General features: G+C 33.9%; 9 protein-coding genes. 4 read left to right on the top strand and 5 right to left on the bottom strand.

Annotation, left to right across the window (positions count from 1 at the left end; translation table 11 throughout):
- Positions 1–940: 940 nt before the first annotated feature.
- Positions 941–3172, bottom strand: coding sequence for an ATP-binding protein (locus tag ACN0WI_RS10435; protein ID WP_417886737.1), 2232 nt, complete (start codon positions 3170–3172; stop codon positions 941–943).
- 1176 nt (positions 3173–4348) lie between these two features.
- Between ACN0WI_RS10435 and ACN0WI_RS10430 the strand changes: the two genes are divergently transcribed.
- Positions 4349–7489: a SusC/RagA family TonB-linked outer membrane protein gene (locus ACN0WI_RS10430; protein WP_417886735.1), complete on the top strand. Its 3141-nt coding sequence runs from the start codon at positions 4349–4351 to the stop codon at positions 7487–7489.
- Positions 7490–7498: 9 nt separating this feature from the next.
- On the top strand, positions 7499–9418 hold the full coding sequence (locus tag ACN0WI_RS10425) for a RagB/SusD family nutrient uptake outer membrane protein (RefSeq protein WP_417886734.1): 1920 nt from the start codon (positions 7499–7501) through the stop codon (positions 9416–9418).
- A gap of 647 nt (positions 9419–10065) precedes the next feature.
- On the opposite strand, the gene ACN0WI_RS10420 is transcribed toward ACN0WI_RS10425, so the two are convergent.
- From ACN0WI_RS10420 to ACN0WI_RS10405, 4 genes are all read right to left on the bottom strand, one after another.
- Complete coding sequence (locus tag ACN0WI_RS10420) at positions 10066–12855, bottom strand: glycosyl hydrolase 115 family protein (protein WP_417886733.1); 2790 nt, start codon at positions 12853–12855, stop codon at positions 10066–10068.
- On the bottom strand, positions 12824–13948 hold the full coding sequence (locus ACN0WI_RS10415) for an endo-1,4-beta-xylanase (RefSeq protein ID WP_417886731.1): 1125 nt from the start codon (positions 13946–13948) through the stop codon (positions 12824–12826). Before ACN0WI_RS10415 ends, ACN0WI_RS10420 begins: the two co-directional genes overlap by 32 nt.
- Before the next feature lie 141 nt (positions 13949–14089).
- The gene (locus ACN0WI_RS10410) at positions 14090–14833 is read right to left on the bottom strand and encodes an SDR family NAD(P)-dependent oxidoreductase (protein WP_417886730.1); all 744 of its coding nucleotides are present in this window, start codon (positions 14831–14833) and stop codon (positions 14090–14092) included.
- Between the two features lie 8 nt (positions 14834–14841).
- Positions 14842–16995, bottom strand: coding sequence for an alpha-glucuronidase family glycosyl hydrolase (locus tag ACN0WI_RS10405; protein ID WP_417886728.1), 2154 nt, complete (start codon positions 16993–16995; stop codon positions 14842–14844).
- A 173-nt stretch (positions 16996–17168) separates the two neighbouring features.
- Between ACN0WI_RS10405 and ACN0WI_RS10400 the strand changes: the two genes are divergently transcribed.
- The gene (locus tag ACN0WI_RS10400) at positions 17169–19376 is read left to right on the top strand and encodes a glycoside hydrolase family 3 N-terminal domain-containing protein (protein WP_417886727.1); all 2208 of its coding nucleotides are present in this window, start codon (positions 17169–17171) and stop codon (positions 19374–19376) included.
- A 4-nt stretch (positions 19377–19380) separates the two neighbouring features.
- The coding region (locus ACN0WI_RS10395) for a glucuronate isomerase (RefSeq protein ID WP_417886725.1) at positions 19381–19590 on the top strand (210 nt) is incomplete at its 3' end.

Genomic DNA, 19590 nt, shown 5'->3' with positions numbered 1-19590 from the left:
ATATATCTATATAATAGAAAGCGTTTATATTAATCTTTAGGATATATAAAATATGATTTTAAACGAATTAAATGTTTTATAAAATTAAAAATGAAGTTTATGTTTCCAAGCTTTGCCAATACCTTCTTCATAGGCATTTTAAGTTTAATATATTTAATAAACGATCGTTCGGTAACATTTAAAGAATTTTATATTATATACCTGTTTTTAATTTTTTAAATATCTTCGAAAATTTCAGAATTAGTTATTTTAGCTGCTAGAATAAGGTTCCCCCTCTATATCTACCATCGACTGATGTGTATAGTCTTTTGCAGTTTTTGAATCTAACTATAATTCTTTTTTAATAGTTTCAAAAGCATTTAACCACTCATTAGTTCCCTTTTCTTGTTTAAGACCAAATAGATTGATACCTGTTTGCATGGAAAGCGCACGAAAGATACTAGTACTATAACCATTATCGTATAACACTTGTATTTGATCGATAGCCTCTTTAATCGGATTTTATGAGATTGCCCGGTGTCGCGAAGCACTTGAAAAATATTTCCTTTCATCTATTTAGCAAGATATTCTAAGACTACTTCAGCTATCTGCTTTTTTCCTACTTGGCGATGATATAAGCTTACTTTTTTAGCCCAGTGACAGTAGTAAACTACACGGTTTACGATTGATATAATTAATAAAAACTATTTATTGTTAATAGAGCTAACTTATATGAAGGAATTTTATACTCAATTTCCTTCTTAGCAAGGATTTTTATTCCATAAATTAAGGAAGACTTAAATTATAATATTTTAACTACTAAAGGTGTTTATTAAAGATTAATGAAAATAAAGAGTTTATTTAAAAATATAGTTAAAATAGATTGCTATTGGTTTAGGAATCACTCTCAAAGTAATTAATAAATTAGGGAAAATATTAAATAAAATAATCTAGTCAACTATTATTTTAGGCATTTTTCTAATAAACTGTATAAATCTTTAGTCTTATAAGGTTTAGATAGAAAATCATTAATAGCGTAGCCTTTTATCTTATCTTCTAACTCCTGCACTTCAGTTGCAGATAAAATAATAATCTTAATTTCTTTATTAAACTCCCTAATCATGGAAGTTGCTTCCAGACCGTTAAGTGTAGGCATATTGAGATCCATAAATACAAGATCAAAAGATTCTATTTTTAGCATTTCTATACCTTCTAGAGCGCTATCTACAGATTTTGCTACCATCCCGTACCTTTCAATATATTTTTTGGTCACCAACTGATTGATATGATTATCATCAATAATCAGTATTTTTTTTCCTGCAAACTCAGGTTTTTTGGTATTTAAAGAAGGGGGTGGGGAAACTGTTTCCATTTGATCTGTTGTTTCAAGCTCCAGTTCAAAGTAAAAATTAGATCCCTTTCCTGTTTGACTTATCAATTGAATTTCTGAATTCATTTCTTTCAACAACTTGGTAACGATGTTTAAACCAAGTCCGGTACCTGCGAATTTGGTTGTTTTTTTTGAGCTCTCAAATTCTTTAAAAATTTCTTTTTGTTCTTCTTTAGAGATACCAATACCATTATCTTTTACCTGAAATTTAAGCTTTATTCTTTTTTCTTTCTTTTTAATAAGGTTAATCAATATCTGAATTTCGCCATCATTAGTAAACTTTAATGCATTTCCGATAAGGTTAATTAATATTTGGGATAACTTTATTTTATCGCCTATTAAAATTGGGGGGATTTCTTTATCGATTTTAATTTTTAATTGATTGTTATTCCGTTTCCTCATAAATTTCAACGAAATATCAATATCCTCTATGAGTTCCTGTAATCCAAATGGCTTATTCTCCAGTTTAATAGAATTCTGTGATTCTATTTTATTTAGTGTAAGTACATCGTTAACTAGGTTGAGCAGGTAATTGGCTGAGAATTTTAAAGACTGGAGTTCTTTTTTATGAGAAGAGAGTTCTGGAGCCAAGAATAAATCGTTAGACAAACCAATGATGCCATATAATGGTGTTCTAAGTTCGTGACTAACGGTAGAAAGAAATTTGGTTTTAACCCTTGCCATCTCTTCAGATTTTTCTTTGGCATCAAGATATTCCTCATTTTTTCTTTGAAGCTTCTTCATGAGAGCTGTTCTTTTTGTCCTTTCAAAAACAAAAAACAGCAATACCAATAATACGAATACCAATAAGGTTACAGAGGCAATGAGTAATATTCTATTTTTTTCCGCTTTTGCAGAAAAAATTTTATTTTGAAGTTCTTTATTTTTAATCTGCTGTTCTATCTTTTCAATTTCCAGACGATCCTGTAAAGTTTTATTGGATTCTTCCAATACACTTTTCAGCTTATTCTCATATAAAGTATCTAACACTTTAAAACTCTCATAAGCTTCCTTGTACTCTCCTAATTCAGCCTGGCTTTGCAGGTATCCAGAATAGGAAGATAACATCTCTTCAGAGCCTTCGTTGTTTTTAAGATTTTCTATATCAAGCTTAAAATTTTTCTTTGCCGCTTTAAAATCTCCGGTTTGGAAGGCATATTCTGCCTCTAAAAAATAAAATCTATCATTTGAAAACGGAGGTAATTTGGGGAAATCTTTATATGGAATATTATAAACTTTAGCTGAGTCTATATACGGTCTGGCCAAATCTGGCTTCTGGAGGTTAACCAAATATGCTTGTGCAATATTTAGGCTACTGGTAATTAAATTATAATAATCATTGGCTTTTTTAGCTAAGGATATTACTTCTTTATTTAATTGTACAAAGTCTTGATATCTTTTTTCTTTAATATAAATATTCGCAAGGTCAATTTTTGAAGCATTAATCATTAGCGTATCTTTCATGGCCTCAGCCATCGTTATATTTTTATTGATATAATTACGGGCTGCTTCTATATTTTCTAATTTTAGGTAGTTATGAGAAATATAACTTCTGGAAATCGCAAGCCTTAAAGAATCTCCTATTTTCTTAGCCAATTCCAAATTTCTATGACTGTAAAGGATTGCAGCGGGATAGTTCCCATTTTCCATTTCAATGTCAGATTTTTCAAGGTTACTTTCTATATAGTCAATTATTTCCTGCTTGGTAGAATCTGGAGAAATGGTAATTGACTGCTCATTTTTTTGAGCATATAGGGAAACCGTAAACATCCAGAGCGCAAGAAATGTAGGTAGAAACTTCATTGGGATTTAAAAATTTATGCTCATACATTAAGGTAACATTTTTAAAGATAGAATTTAGGAGGGATGCTTTGATTTAAACTATGAATTTAATAGTAAAAAGAATTTATCTGAACTTAGAAAAAGACGATTATTTAGTCCTTTTTTTTAGATTCTTTAATTGCTTGTGCAAGAGGCTGTTATTTGATAAAATATTAAATGCAAATTTATTTGATAAACTGCTTACTAATACTGGTGGTATTTAAAAATAAGAAAGATTACTTAATTGAGTATATTTTTATAAAATTATTAAAACTCAAAATGAATTATATTAACTTATAAATTACACAAATTCTGTTAGTATACTATTTATTTATAGGTGATTAGAAGAATAATTCTTTAAAAATGTTACCAAGATGGAAACCCCAACACATTATTTTTTTAAAATTCTTATTCTAAGAGATTAGTTTTAATAGAAATCAGGTTAAGTCATTTTTCTAAGGCAGTAGTTATAGATTTAGCAGTCAAAAAATAGGAAGTTTCTAATTGCAAGCTATAAAGATGTCTATTTTGTTTACCTAATGAAAATTATGGAAGTCGACGGCGATATGTTTTATAAAGAAGTAAATTTTATCGTAACCATAAGTACCATAGGAAAAATTTTTAAAATTGCTGTGGAGAACTCAGGAAAAAAATGTACTTAATCTAAGTAGTATTGAAGCCAACACCGACAAGGCAATTGGTACTCTTTTTTTCTTCACAGAGTAAAATCTATTTTAAGGAAACTTCTTGATTATATTACCATTAAATTTATTCGTCCGTAATTTTCTTTATTAGTCTGTTTTCTTTTATATATGCTATAACAATATCGATAATTTCACCTAAAATATTATTTATATTCTCTATTTTCAATAATCCCATAATCTAATAACTAGATAAATTTTGCAGATACCTATTTTTTATAACTTAGATTAGTTTATTAGGTTTTTCTTGTCAATAGTGAGCTACCGGTTAATTTTAAACTTTAATTGAAAATCTGTATAAGATTAAAATAATCTTATAGTCATTATGAATATAAAAATTAACGCAACCGATTGCGTAATTGATTATTTTATAATACATTTATCATATCGAAAAATTAACCTATCAATTTTTGTCATTCTAACATGATTTAATTGTTTTAATTTAAAATTCATTAATATGCAAGAAAAGATTACTAACTATGTAAGAAGCTTGGGTAAGAAGCCCAAATTTTCACTTTTACTTTTCTTATTGGTATTTACTGGCGCTTATGCCCAGAATATAACAGTAAGTGGAGAAATTGTCGACGCAGAGGGAATGCCTCTGCCTGGAGTAAATGTTTTTATTATGGGGACTACCCAAGGGACAACAACAGACTTTGATGGAAACTATACAGTAACTAATGTTCCTTCCGATGCTACTCTAAGTTATAGTTTTATGGGCTATGAGACCCAAAATATAGTAGTTAAAGGTAGAACCAATATAAACGTCACTATGCAGAATGATGCTCAGGCATTAAGTGAAGTAGTGGTTATAGGGTACGGAACTCAAAGTAAGGAATCTGTAACTGGATCGGTGGTTTCATTGAAAAGTGAAGAATTGACTGAAGTAAAGACTGCAAATTTTCAGGAAGCACTTATAGGACGTGCTGCTGGTGTTAATATTTCTACAAACAGTACCAAGCCAGGGGCTTCTCCTCAAATTCGTATTCGAGGTACACGTTCTCTTTCAGGTGATAATGATCCATTAATTGTACTTAATGGTATTCCTTTTTCTGGAGGTTTAAGTGATATTAGTCCAAATGATATTAAAAGTCTTGATATACTTAAAGATGCATCAGCCACAGCAATTTATGGTTCCAGAGGAGCCAATGGTGTTATTCTTATAACTACAAAGTCTGGGAAACAGGGGCAAAAAGCAACATTTTCTTATAATACATACTATGCAGTAAAGGATGTTTTTGCTAAATACCCAATGATGAATGCAGCACAATTAACACAGTTAAGAGCAGATGTTGCAGCTCATCCTAATCAGAAAGGGACCCCTCTTTTTCCAATTGGAAATGATGAAGATCTAGCTAATGATACCGATTGGCAAGATCTTATATATGGAACAGGGCTTCAAACAACTCATGATATTAGCGTAAAAGGTGGTTCTGAAAAAGGTTCTTATAATATAGGAATTGGTTATTTTAAAGAAACGTCGGTTGTGCCGAAAGAATCTTTTCAGCGGTACTCATTAAGAGCTCAGGTTGATCAGGAAGTAGGTTCTTTATTCAAATTTGGGTTAAATTCAGTAATGAATTTCAATAAAACTAGTAGTATTGTAAATCTATATGGAGCATTGGTAGCTTCACCACTCTTAAGCCCATATGATGAGAATGGAAATTTCTTAGAGACTGTAAGGCTTCAAACTAGGACAGATGACCTTTGGATCCCTACTGAGAATGAGATCAATAGAATAGGGGATGGAAGAAAAAATCAACAATTAGATTATGGTTCATATAATAATATTTATGCTGAAGCCAAAATACCTTGGGTTAAGGGTTTGAAGTATCGACTTAATATTGGTTTAAATTTTAGAACCGATAGAGATGGTAATTTTACTGGAGAAGGAGTTTTTAGTTATAATGAAACAAATCCTTCATCGGCAAGTTATAATAGTTCCAATACTAGAGATTACGTTATTGAAAATCAAATATTATTCGATAGAACATTTGCAGAGAAACATCAGGTAAATTTTGTTGGATTATTTTCTTCACAAAAAACTGAGTACGACAATGTAGGTCTATCTGGAAGGTATATTCCTAATGAATATTCACTATGGTATAATTTAGACTCAGTGATTACTGATAATCTTACAGATTATGGTACAGGCTATTCTTCTACTGGCTTATTATCTTATATGGCTAGAGTAATGTATCAATATGATAGTCGTTACTTGATGACGGCAACAGTTCGTTCTGATGGCTCCTCTAGATTAGCTCCAGGGAATAAATGGGTTACTTATCCTGCCGTTTCTTTAGGTTGGAATATTGGTAACGAAAATTTTATGTATGATTTAGATTGGATAAATTCATTGAAAGTACGTGCAGGTTATGGAGAAACTTCCAATCAAGCAATTGCCCCTTATTCTGTGCAGGGTAGTCTTAGAACTGTAAATTATAATTTTGGAGATGAATATCAAACAGGTTATTATATAAACCAAGTAGCTAATCCAAACTTAGGATGGGAGTTTTCTAAAACTTACAATTATGGTCTTGATTTTGGATTATTCAACAATCGACTATCTGGAACTGTTGAATATTATACAACTAAAACTAACGATATTTTATATACACAAGGTCTTCCTTCAACATCAGGAGTTCGCAGTATTACCAAAAATGTTGCTTCAACTGAGAATAAGGGGTTTGAAATATCTTTGAATGGTACTATTATAGATAATCCAGATGGTTTTACATGGGATGCAGGAATTAATATTTACCATAATCAAAGTGAAATAACTAGTTTAGCCTCAGGAAGAATGCGGGACGTAGGAAATCTTTGGTTTGTAGGATCTCCACTTAATGTAATTTATGATTATGATAGAATAGGACTTTGGAATGAATCTGACCCAGATTTTCAGTATTTGAAGCAATACGAGCCAGGGAATAGTGCAGCCGGAATGATCAAAGTAAGATATACAGGGGAATATAATGAAGATGGATCTCCTGTAAGAGCTATAGGTGCTGACGACAGGGTAATTATAGATCCTACTCCAGATTTTCAAGGTGGTTTTAATACTCGTTTGGCTTATAAAAACTTAGATTTAAGCATGGTAGGGACTTTTCAGCACGGAGGTACACTAGTTAGTACTCTCTATTCATCTAGTAGTTATCTAAATTTACTAACAGGTAGACAAGGTAACGTTGATGTAGATTATTGGACTCCAACAAATACAGGTGCTAAATATCCAGCTCCAGGAGGCCTTCAAAGTGGTGATAATCAGAAATATGCCAGTACATTAGGCTATTTTGATGGTTCATATTTAAAAGTTCGTTCAATCACTTTAGGGTATAATTTCGAACAAGACTTTCTAGATAATATTGGACTAAAACAATTACGTGTGTATGCATCTGCTCAAAATCCGTTTGTGTTTTTCTCACCATTTCATGACGAATCTGGTTTAGATCCAGAGATTACAAACTCTGGAGTAGATAGTAATGGTAATCGTCAGAATTCAGCTGTTAATACATCTAATATTTCTAGAGGTATACCAACAATTGGAACTAATATTCCTTCAACTCGAAATTACTTGATTGGTTTAAACATTTCATTTTAAAAAGAAAATATGAGAAAATTTAGAATTATACCTATAGCCGTATTTTCAATAATATTGGCATTTGGTTTGAAATCTTGTACAGATGATATATTGCAAGAAGAAACAAGAGGAGTATTTACTCCGGAATTTTTTAAGACAGAGAATGGTGTTCAGGGAGGATTAACATATTTGTATCAGAATATGAGAAATGTGTTTGGGTTTGCTTACTATTTAAACCTGACAGAAACTGGTACTGATGAATACGTTCCCGCCCAAAATGCAAATAATAACTTTTATGATTTAGACCTTGCAGGACAAGGAAATCTAAGTTCAGAAAGTGGATACTCCGTTGGTGTTGTTTGGGACAATTCTTTTCCTGCAGTAAATATGGCTAGTGGAATTATAGAGAACGCAGCAGCTGTAGGAATTGATAATTCATTAATCGCAGAAGCAAGATTCTTCAGAGGATTTAACTATTTCTTATTAGTTCAGAATTATGGAGGTGTACCTTTGGATTTAGGTTCTGGAGAATTAGCGTATAACAGTAATCCACTTAGAAAATCAGTACGTAATACAGTACCTGAAGTTTACACAAAGGCTATTTTTCCTGATTTGGAAGAAGCCATAAACGATTTACCAGCTCAACCTCGTTTAACTGGAACGGTAACTAAAAATGTTGCTAGGCTGTTTCTATCAAAAGCTTATTTAACCTATGCTTGGTGGTTAGAAAATCCTAATAATATACCAACCTATCCAGAAACACCAAGAACAGATCCAGATAGTCATGATGCCTCTTACTATTTTCAAAAGGCTTATGATTTAGCTGTGGAAGGAATTGAGAATCCAGGACCTTATCGTTTACTAGATTGTTTTTATAATGTACATGTAGCAACAAACGATCGTAATGAAGAAATGATGTTGTATGCAGATCGTACTGAAGGAAGCGAGATATATAATGGGGCAAATTTAGGATATAGTGGAACAGATGGAAGTGCTAATACAGCAGTTTGGATGGTAACATCAAACTATACAGCGATGAGTTTAGATGGTATATCACCTGTACAACGGGAAGCTGCCCAAAGCTATGGTAGACCATGGACAAGAATGGCACCACCTATTGGTGTATTGACAAAAACTTTTGAAGAGAAAGATTTAGATTCACGTTATGATGCTACATTTGTAACCAGCTATAGAGGAAACTGGGATAAAGGTGGTGTTGATAAAGCTACCATAAAAGGAGCTAATGATATGGAAATAGCACCCGGAGATGCGGTGATTTCGTTTTTAGACGAACCTAATCCAAATGTTAATTATGTGAATGGTGCTGGTATTGGAGGTGGAGTACTTCCAGGAAGAGCAGACTACGTTATAAACCCAAATGAAATCACTAAAGCATTTTATCCTGGATTATGGAAATTAGGGACTTACCGTACTGATAATAATGGCGGGTTAGGATCTCCTAATGGTGCAATAACTAGGCCTTTCCCTATCGCAAAATTTTCTGAATTCTATTTCTTAGCTGCTGAAGCTTCTGTAAAAGGTGCAACTGGAAGTTACAGTGCTTACGATTTAATAAATGTTATCCGTGCACGTGCCGGTAAGTGGTGCTATGATAATGGGGAACAGGAAGAGCGCATAGAAGATAACAGTGCTGCTATGGTGAATGCAACTCCCGATGTTATAGATATTGACTTTATCTTAGCAGAACGTTCCCGTGAATATTTTGGAGAAGGCTATCGTTGGTATGATCTAGTTCGTACTCAGAAATGGAACGAATTAGCAGAGACTTATGAAATTGGAGGAAGTAATGCAACAGACCATAGCATAAGTAAAACTACAAGAACTATTGAACCTTATAATTATTTAAGACCTATACCTAGAGGTCAGTTAGATAATATGGACATGACACAAGCAGAAAAAGATGCTTATCAAAACCCTGGTTACCAATAGAATTGAGTTTTATTTAAATGAATAGAAAAGAGAGCTTGTAAAGGCTCTCTTTTTTTTGTTTTATTATAAGAGAATAAAGATCTCAATGCTGGATTTGATTTCGCTACTTAATTTTAAGGTTTAATAAGTTGTTTCTGTGGAATATGCAATGAATAAATCTTATGAAATAATATATAAGCTGTGATTAAGCTTTGTGCCATGTAAATTTTGGATCCTTCACGGAGGTTTTAATCTCTCAATCTTACTGATTAATGAGGACACTTTGGAATTATAAAGAATATTTTTCCAATTCATAACATGGTGACCTGAATCGGGATAATTTATGTTTTCATCAATCCAAACATTCAATAAGTGACTTCTTAATTCTTTACCCGGTAATCGAGATTAAATGTTTCGAGGCTTAACCTGAGGTAGTTTACTACCATGTTTTTTCTATACGTTAAAATTTAAACGCTTATTAATAATGATAGTCATTTAACTTTTAATTATGGATTTTACTTATACTAAATGCCAATCTAATTGCTTATAGCCGTATTTTCTTATTTTAAACAGAATTTTTTTAGGTATAAAGAAGAGTAACAAAAAAGCCGGGATAATTCCCGGCTTTTATTCTAATCAAACTAACTAATTGTATACTAAATTTACAATTATTCTTTTGGCGCTAAGTAAGTCTGTAGCGGTTTTGATGTATTGGTTTCAATAATAATTTGCTGTAAAACAACTCCAGGATCTACTGCATAAACCTTTAGTTGATGCACTCCTTTTTCTAAATTCAAATCTTGAATAACTTTAGTAATATTATTAGTTACAGAAATACCCCAGTGATCTTTAGTATCCTTAAGCAAATTCAGAGTTTTTAGCTCACCACCATCTATGGAGTAAGCAAATTTGAGTCCGCCATTATCAAGGAAATCTAAGCTTGGTGAGATTAAAAAACTCATTTTTGCTGTAGTGTTTTCTTTAATCGAAAATTGATAAGTTAGGCTTGCATTTTCAGAAGCTTCTTGAGTAAAACTGCTCTCTGGCCTTAATGCAATGTCTCTCCGACCTAAATCAGGAATTATTTCCCAACCTTTATTTTCCGAAAATTTGTTTGCAGGAATGCTTATTATTCCTTTTTTAGCCACAAAACCTTTAGGAGTAAAACTAAATGGCTGATAAGAAACTTCTATTTCTACTTTTTCGTCATCAGATTTTATAATAAACTTATCTTTTGTACCTTTTTTCGGTAATTTTTCAGTAACTAGTGCTAAAAAAATACGCTTCTGTTCACCAATTTCAGCTTTAGTTTTAGAAGCTTTTAGCCATTTAGGCAATTTCTTTAGTTTAACTTCTAATTTTTCCTTTCCTTCGTTAAAAATTTCAACATAAGATTCAGTATTGTTTTTATCGAATACTGGTAAACTAAGGTTCGTGTTTTTTGGAAAATAATCTTTGCTATTCGGTATAGCCACACCTAAACCAGCTGCTTCGGGAACTTCGATATTAATCGTTTCCGGCTTAATATTTTGCTTAGGATCGCTCCAGGATGAGTAACCAATATGAGGCTGAAAAATCATATTGTTCCACTTACCTTCTTCAATTTTATTATATTCTGAAGTTAATTCTTCATCTTTATCAAAATACTTTGAAACCTTTTCTGCAAAGGCATTGGTGGTGTTTCGCTGTTGTTTCGCATAAAGCTTGTTTTTAGCCAGTGCGATATACATTCTGTTTAGATTTGCGGAAGCTTTTACCGGATGTAACACCAGTTGAAAATAAGCCGATTGATATTTTGGAGCTAATTTTTCAGCAATTTCATCTGCTTTTTCTTCTAGCTCATTAAATTCATTTAGGATTTCTTCAGCTTCATTAAACTGCGTTAGACTATAGGTTCTTTCAGATAGTAATTCGGGTTTTCTTCGGCTGTTATAGGTGGTGTATTTTTGTAGCAATTCTCCAATTTCAGACGCATACTTTTCTCCAAACTGAGCGGCAGCCCATTTTTCAGGATAAGCTTTTAGTTCTTCAATTTTAAGAGCTTCCGGGTTCCAGGCATAATCTAAAAAGAAACTAATGGGATATTCCATAGGTTTTAAATCGCCAACATTTACAATCCAAATCTTACGTGCATGATAGGCGTAAGCTAGTGACATCTGCTCGTAAACTCTGGAAATTTGAGAGGTATTTATCCATTTATAACTTCTGGGTCCACCAACATAATCAAAGTGATAATAGATCCCATAACCTCCCCTTCTAGTACTATCTTTAAGTTTAGGTAGCTTTCTGATATTTCCCCAGTTATCATCGGAAAGTAACAAAGTTACATCATCAGGTACACGCATTCCCTGATCGTAATAATCCTGAACTTCCTTATAAAGTGCCCATACTTGCGGTGTTTCATCAGCGGGTTTTTGGGTAACATCGCTTATAATCTCGCGTTGATCTTTAACAATGCGCTCCAGTAAACTAATAGCGGTGCCTTTAGTCATTGGTTCGTCGCCATCTCCACGCATGCCTACAGTTACCAGACTTTCACGATCGCCCATTCGTTCAATCCCTTTGCGCCAAAAGCTTTTTAAAGTATCGGCATTGGTTTCGTAATTCCAATCACCGCTACCATAGCGTCCCCATTCTGCTTGGGCGCGCATCAGTGGTTCATGGTGAGAGGTTCCCATAACGATGCCATATTTATCTGCTAAAACACCATTTTCAGGATCATCATCATAAAAAGCTTTTCCCCACATTGCAGGCCACATATAATTTCCTTTTAAGCGTAGAATAAGTTCAAAAACGGGCTCATAGAACTCATGATTAAACTTACCGTAATTTTCAGTGACCCAACTGGATAGGGCGGGAGCTTCATCATTAATAAAAATACCTCGATACTGAACTTTAGGGCCGGTGCTAGTCAACCCATTTTGGTCAATATATAATTCATCTGCTTTTTTTACCGGTACATCTGCCCACCAGTACCAAGGAGAAACACCAATTTGCTTTGACAGTTCGTATATACCGAAAATAGTTCCGCGTTTATCACTACCAATAATCAATAAATCTTTCCCTATTTTTTTAATGGTATAAGCCTCCCATTTTCCCTGAATTTTAGAAACGTCTATGTTTTGATGCTGAATTAAACTATCGATCATTTTATTTTTACCAATAGTCCCGATGATCACATTTCCGTTTCCTTTTACTTCGGAAAGGAATTCCGGTATTTTTCCGGTAACTCGCTCAATATCTTTTTGAAGGTTTTTTGCGGCAATGCTTACTCCTTCAAAATCTGAAGTATCCAATACTAATTTTGAAGTCTTTTTACTGCTTACTAAGTCAAATTTGTCCTCGCCAGATGTATGTGAGACAATATTTTTTTGTCCATACATTAAGCCACTTAGCAGAATACAAAGCACTGAAAATAAATGCTTGCTAGTTTTTACTGAATTTGATAATTGAATCATAAACTTGTTTTCTCTGGTAATTTTCATCAAATAATAATGGATAGTTTTTTCGGCCTTCTACGGGATAGTGATCCAACCAGGAATAGCGGTCTGCAATATTCCAAAATGTTATTCCGGTAAGCTTATTTCTATACTCTTTAAACACTTTAAAGAATTTTTGATAAGCTTCTATTTGGGCAAGTTTACGTTCTTCGGTAAACTCATCTGATTCGTCCGGATGTCTTTCACGTTGTTCTTTTTCCCATTTATAAAGCGAAACATCGAGTTCGGTAATCTGCACATCTAAACCGGTTTCCGTATACATTTTTAAAGCCTGTTGTAATTCTTCTTCACTTGGACTAAAAACAGACCAGTGCCCTTGTATACCAATTCCGTTTATTGGTGCTCCTTCAGCCTTCAATTTATTAATAAGTTTTAAAGTACGGTCTCTTTTTTCCGGAATAATAATATTATAATCGTTATAAAATAACTTGGCATCTGGGTCGGCTTCATGAGCAAATTCAAATGCTTTAGTTAGAAAATCATCTCCAATAATTTCAAGCCATTTTGAATTTCTTAGAAAGTTATCAGGATTATCGTCAATTGCTTCATTCACTACATCCCAAGCATAAATCTTTCCTTTGTATCGGCCAACCACCGAATCGATATGAGCTTTCATTCTGTCTAACAAAACCTTTCTGCTAACATCGTTACCGTTGTCATCTTTAAAAATCCAGTTGCCAGTTTGTTGATGCCAAACCAGGGCGTGTCCGCGTACTTTAAGCCCGTTTTCCTGAGCAAATGCTACTATTTTATCTGCAGGAGCCCAGTTAAATTCATCTTTTTTTGGATGAATAACACCCATTTTCATCACATTTTCAGGTGTTAGACTGTTATATTCGGCTAAAATTAATTCTTTTGATTTTCCTTGAAGTGAAGCTGGAGAAACAGCAACGCCCATAGGGAAATCTTCGGCAAAATAATCCTTAAGCCCTTTTTCTTGTTTGGGTTCTTCTGTAGAAGTAATATCCTTTGATTTTTGCTGATCTTTACAAGAAATAATGCCAAATAGCAGCAATATTAAAAGATAGCGTAATTGTTTTATTTGTTTCATGTTATTCTTTATTTAAATCAAATTCAGAGTGATGACATATTGTTATGATTCATTTCAAAGTCTAATATTCTTTTTATGAATTTACTCGATAATCGAGATTAAACATTCAATGCTTGCCCTGAGATAGTTTACTTGCGATGTTTAAAACCCAATTGAATTACCACCATCGATAGGTAGCACTGTTCCTGTGGTGAATTTTGAAAGATCTGTGGCATAGTAAAAAACAGCGTCGCCAATATCTGCAGGTTCACCTAATTTACCCATAGGAGTTCTTCCTAGTACTTTATTTTTACGCTCTGGGTCACTGTCTAAAGCTTTGCTAGACATATTTGTTTTAATAAACCCGGGAGCCACACAGTTTACTCGTATACCAAATTTAGCCAAATCTACTGCCATAGCTCTGGTCATTCCTTCAATAGCAGTTTTACTGGCAGAATAGGCAATTACATGTGGAATCCCATATTGCGCAGCCATTGAACTAATATTGATAATACTTCCTTTGCCATTTTCCTTCATTACTTTCGCAACTTCCCGACTTATCGCAAAAACACTGGTAACATTAGTATGCAGGATCTTCTGAAACTCTTCATTTTCGACTTCCAGAAATTCTTTTTTCATATTAATTCCGGCATTGTTAACCAAAATGTCGATTTTGCCTGCTTCTTTAGCAATTTCAGTAATTGCAGTAGGGATTTTATCTAATTCGGTTAAATCTAAAATAAATGGTTTTGCGTTCTCACCAATTTCTTCGCAGGCTTTTAAAGTTTTTTCTTTGTTTCGGCCAATCAAATAAGTGGTAATCCCCTCATCACAAAGTTTTTTTGCCGTTGCAAATCCTAGTCCGGCATTCCCACCGGTTATTATGGCTGTTAAATTCGAGTTCATATAATTTCTTAATTCCATGAAGGGCTTATACCGGGAGCATAAGGAAGCTTCAATGATTTATAATAGTTTAGGTCTTTTGTCATTTCAGGAATAAAATCTGGGAAATCCATTTTCGAAAATTGCTGAAAATAAAGCAGGCAGGCATTTCGCCATTGTTTAGCTTCTTTTAACTGGATATTTAAGAGCATATTTGTTTTTACAAAAACCTGCGGATTTACATATTTCTGCATTTTTTGCCAGGTTTTCTGCATATCCTCAACCTGTTCAACTCCTTTTTGATAATGATCTGCAATTTCATACCAAAGTGTTTTTCCATTTTTCATTTTATAGTCCCATGGTAAATGATGAAACCAAAGCAGATATTTGTCCGGTGTGGTTGCGGGATCACTATATTTTTTCTGAATTTCCGGGGCGTATTGCTCTAAGGCATTGCTTCCGCTTGAAGTTCTGTCGAAACCAATTCCGTCTGAAGCTGCTTTATGATAATATACAGATGTCCAATCTGGTCTTGGCATATCTTTAACCCACGGTCCTGGACCCTGATGATGATTTGCTGCCATTATATGATGTAATCCAAGCGGAGTCATATAATTAACCACAGCTTCTCTAGATTCGAGTAATAATTTGGTCATAGGATCTACAAAATCGCTTTTATCTGTAAAGGTCATTTTAAGCCAATCTTGTGCTATGGTTTTAGCACTGGTTTCTGGATTCCAAGCCAGTCTACCGAAGCCATACCAGTTTGCCTGACCAAAAGGATGGCCAGTCCAGTTTTTTGCCGTTCCTATATTAGCTACACCGGCCATTCCGGTAAGCTTTTTGTTGCTTAGTTGTCTATCAATTATTTTGGCTACTGTGCTTCCCTTGCCTTGCGCATAGGTGTCTTCTTCCAGAACTTCTTCGAAAAGTTTAGGTAGGAAAACTAAATGAGACATTCCGCCAAGATATTCCTGTGTGATCTGAAATTCCATCATTAAAGGAGTATTTGGCATGGCGCCAAATAAAGGATGGAAAGGTTCTCGTGGCTGAAAATCGATAGCTCCATTTTTTACTTGAACCAATACGTTATCTTTAAATTTTCCGTCAAAAGGTTTAAATTCTGAATAGGCCTGTTTTGCGCGGTCTTCAGGTTTTTCTTCAGAATATACAAAAGCACGCCACATGATAATTCCGTTGTGAGGAGCAACAGCTTCAGCAAGCATATTAGCACCATCTACGTGAGATCTTCCGTAGTTATTTGGACCTGGTTGTCCTTCAGAATTAGCTTTCACTAAAAAGCCTCCAAAATCGGGAATTTCGGCATAAATCTCGTCCGCTTTATTTTTCCACCATTGCTTAACTTCAGCATTAAGCGGATCTGCTGTTTCTAAATCACCAGTTTCTATAGGTGCAGAAAATCTTGCGGTTAGATAAACCTGAATTCCATAAGGTCTGAAAACATCAGCCAGCGCTTTTAATTTTTGAATATACCTTGGACTTAGTACCAAAGCATTAGAGTTTACGTTAGTGAGTACGGTACCATTAATCCCTATAGATGCATTAGCTCTGGCATAATCAATATATTCCTGCTTTATCAATTCAGGTAATAAATACCAATCCCAGATAGAAAAACCGGCATAACCACGTTCTATGCTTCTATCCAGGTTATCCCAATGGTTTAAAAGTCTTTTTTGAATTTTAGGAGAATCCGATATCGATAATTTTGATAGGTCATTGCGCAATTGCATTTGCTTAATGAAATTGAAAACTCCATATAATAAGCCTTTCTCGGTTTTAGCGGAAATGATAAGTTTAGGGGTTTCTTTTTCTGAAATATACTGAAGAAAATAACCTTCATCGTTTATTTTAGAGCTGTCCGGTAGCTCTTCTCTAATTGAAGCGTCAAGTTTATCTAGTGTAGCAATAATTAGTTGTGGTGCTTTAGCATCGAATTTTGGTTCAATATCCAATAAACCTTTAAAAGCTTTTTGGATTTCTTCTTTTATGACAATTCCGGTAGGGGAATTTAGGTTGAAATAAATATTGGAAACCTGACTTTTATAGGTATCTCTAATAGCTTGATCTTCAATTTTATCATATTGCAACCATAAATCATATGGCTTTTGACTAAAAGCAAAGTTGCTAATTATTAGCAAAAATATGCTGAGTATGTTTTTTTTCATTTTGTAAGTTGATTTGTCTAAACAAACGATTGCGGACTGAAAATTATGTAAAAAAAGAGTATAAACAAAATAATTTACGCAATCGGTTGCTTTTAATTTGATTTTATGTTTTATTTGTTTATAAACATCAATATTTCATTTATAATAAAATTAACCTGTAAATATTAGTAATAATGAAAAAATATATACATCTATTTGCTTTCATATTTATACTGTCTTCATCTACAGTAATGAATGCTCAGGAGGCCAAAATCGATAAATCTGAACTTGATTTTTACAATACAGATTTATCTATGGATGAGCGAATAGACGATTTAATAAGTCGGCTTAGTTTAGAGGAGAAAGCACAACAAATGCTAAATGCCAGTCCCGCCATTGAAAGATTAGGAATTCCTGCTTATGATTGGTGGAATGAAGCTTTACACGGCCTTGGAAGATCTGGGGTTGCTACAGTTTTTCCTCAGGCCATTGGAATGGGAGCGACTTTTGATAAAGAGCTAATTTTACAAGTATCGACAGCAATTTCAGATGAAGCACGAGCGAATTACAATAATGCGGTGAAACATGGTTATCATCGAAAATATAGCGGATTAACATTTTGGACGCCTAATGTAAATATATTCAGAGACCCTCGCTGGGGTAGAGGTCAGGAAACCTATGGTGAAGACCCTTATTTAACTTCGAAATTAGGAGAAGCCTTTGTAAAAGGTTTACAGGGTGATAATGATAAATATCTAAAAACTGCTGCTGCTGCAAAACATTATGCAGTACACAGCGGTCCTGAAAAGTTACGACATGAATTTAATGCAGATGTAAGTGAAAAAGATCTTTGGGAAACCTATCTGCCGGCTTTTAAAACTTTGGTAGATGCAAATGTAGAAACCATAATGTGTGCTTACAATAGCACCAATGGAGAGCCTTGTTGCGCCAATAATCGTCTTATAAATGATATTCTAAGAGATGAATGGGGCTTTAATGGGCATGTAGTAAGTGATTGCTGGGCTTTGCAGGATTTTGTAAGTGGCCATAGTGTTGTTGATTCTCCAGAGGCCGCAGCGGCTTTAGCCTTAGAAGTAGGTGTAGACTTAAATTGTGGCGATACTTATAATTTTTTAGCTAGGGCGGTACAAGATGGTTTAGTTTCAGAAAAATTGGTTGATAAGCGTTTGCATAAATTATTAGAAACTCGATTTAAATTAGGTTTGTTTGATCCTGAAGATAGCAACCCATATAATAAGATTGGGGTTGAGGTAATGAATAGCAAAGAACATAGAGTTTTGGCAAGAGAAACCGCTAGAAAGTCTATCGTTCTTCTTAAAAATGACGGAGTTCTTCCTTTAAAGAATAACCTTTCAAAATACTTTATAACTGGACCGAATGCTACGAATATTGAAGTTTTATTAGGTAATTATCACGGAGTAAGTACAGATATGGTTACTATGTTAGAGGGTATTGCAAAAGCTATAGAACCTGAAAGTCAATTACAATACAGAATGGGAACAAGGCTTAATATTCCTAATGAAAATCCTCAGGACTGGGCTTCTCCAAATGCCGGTAATAGTGATGCTACGTTTGTAGTGATGGGAATTTCCGGACTTCTGGAAGGCGAAGAAGGAGAGTCTATTGCTTCTCCAACTTTTGGTGATCGCATGGATTATAACTTACCTCAAAATCAGATCGATTATTTACAAAAAGTTAGTGAGGCGGCGGAGGATCGTCCGGTAGTTGCTATTGTAACTGGTGGTAGCCCGATGAACTTAGCTGAAGTACATAAACTTGCCGATGCGGTATTGCTGGTTTGGTATCCTGGTGAAGAAGGTGGGAACGCTGTTGCCGATATCATATTCGGTAAAAATTCACCTTCAGGTAGATTGCCGATAACTTTCCCAATGAATATTGAAGATCTTCCTGCCTACGAAGATTATACAATGGAAGGTAGAACTTATAAATATATGGATATAGCGCCAATGTATCCCTTTGGCTATGGCTTAAGTTATACCGATTTTGAGTATTCTGAAATTAAATTATCTAAGGATAAAATAAAGAAAAAAGAATCAGTAGATGCTCGTATTAGTGTAACAAATACTGGTGATTTTGAAGCCGATGAAGTGGTGCAGGTATACTTAAAGGATGTAAAAGCTTCTTCTCGTGTACCTAATTTCGAACTGGTAGCTTTTAAAAATATTCATCTTAAAAAAGGAGAATCAAAAGAACTGACTTTTGAAATTACTCCTGAAATGTTAAGTTTTATTGATGACAACGGAAAGGAAAAGCTGGAAAAAGGAACTTTTGAAATTTATATAGGTGGTAGCAGTCCGTTGAAGAGAAATGAAGAACTAGGAAAAAAAGCGCTAAAAAAGATCCAATTTCAGCTAAAATAAGAATATGAAAACCTTTATAACAGATAATTTTTTGTTGGAAAATAAATATGCTGAAGAATTATACCATCAGTATGCCAAAAAACAACCAATTATCGATTATCATAACCACCTACCTCCCGCGCAAATTGAGGCCGATACACAATTCGAAAATATTTCTCGTGTTTGGCTTAATGGCGATCATTACAAATGGCGTGCGATGCGAACCTTGGGGGTC

The organism is Zunongwangia sp., assembly GCF_048269745.1.
Lineage (GTDB): Bacteria > Bacteroidota > Bacteroidia > Flavobacteriales > Flavobacteriaceae > Zunongwangia.
The sequence above is the reverse complement of the archived record's forward strand: the minus strand, read 5'-3'. Positions and strand labels throughout refer to the sequence as shown.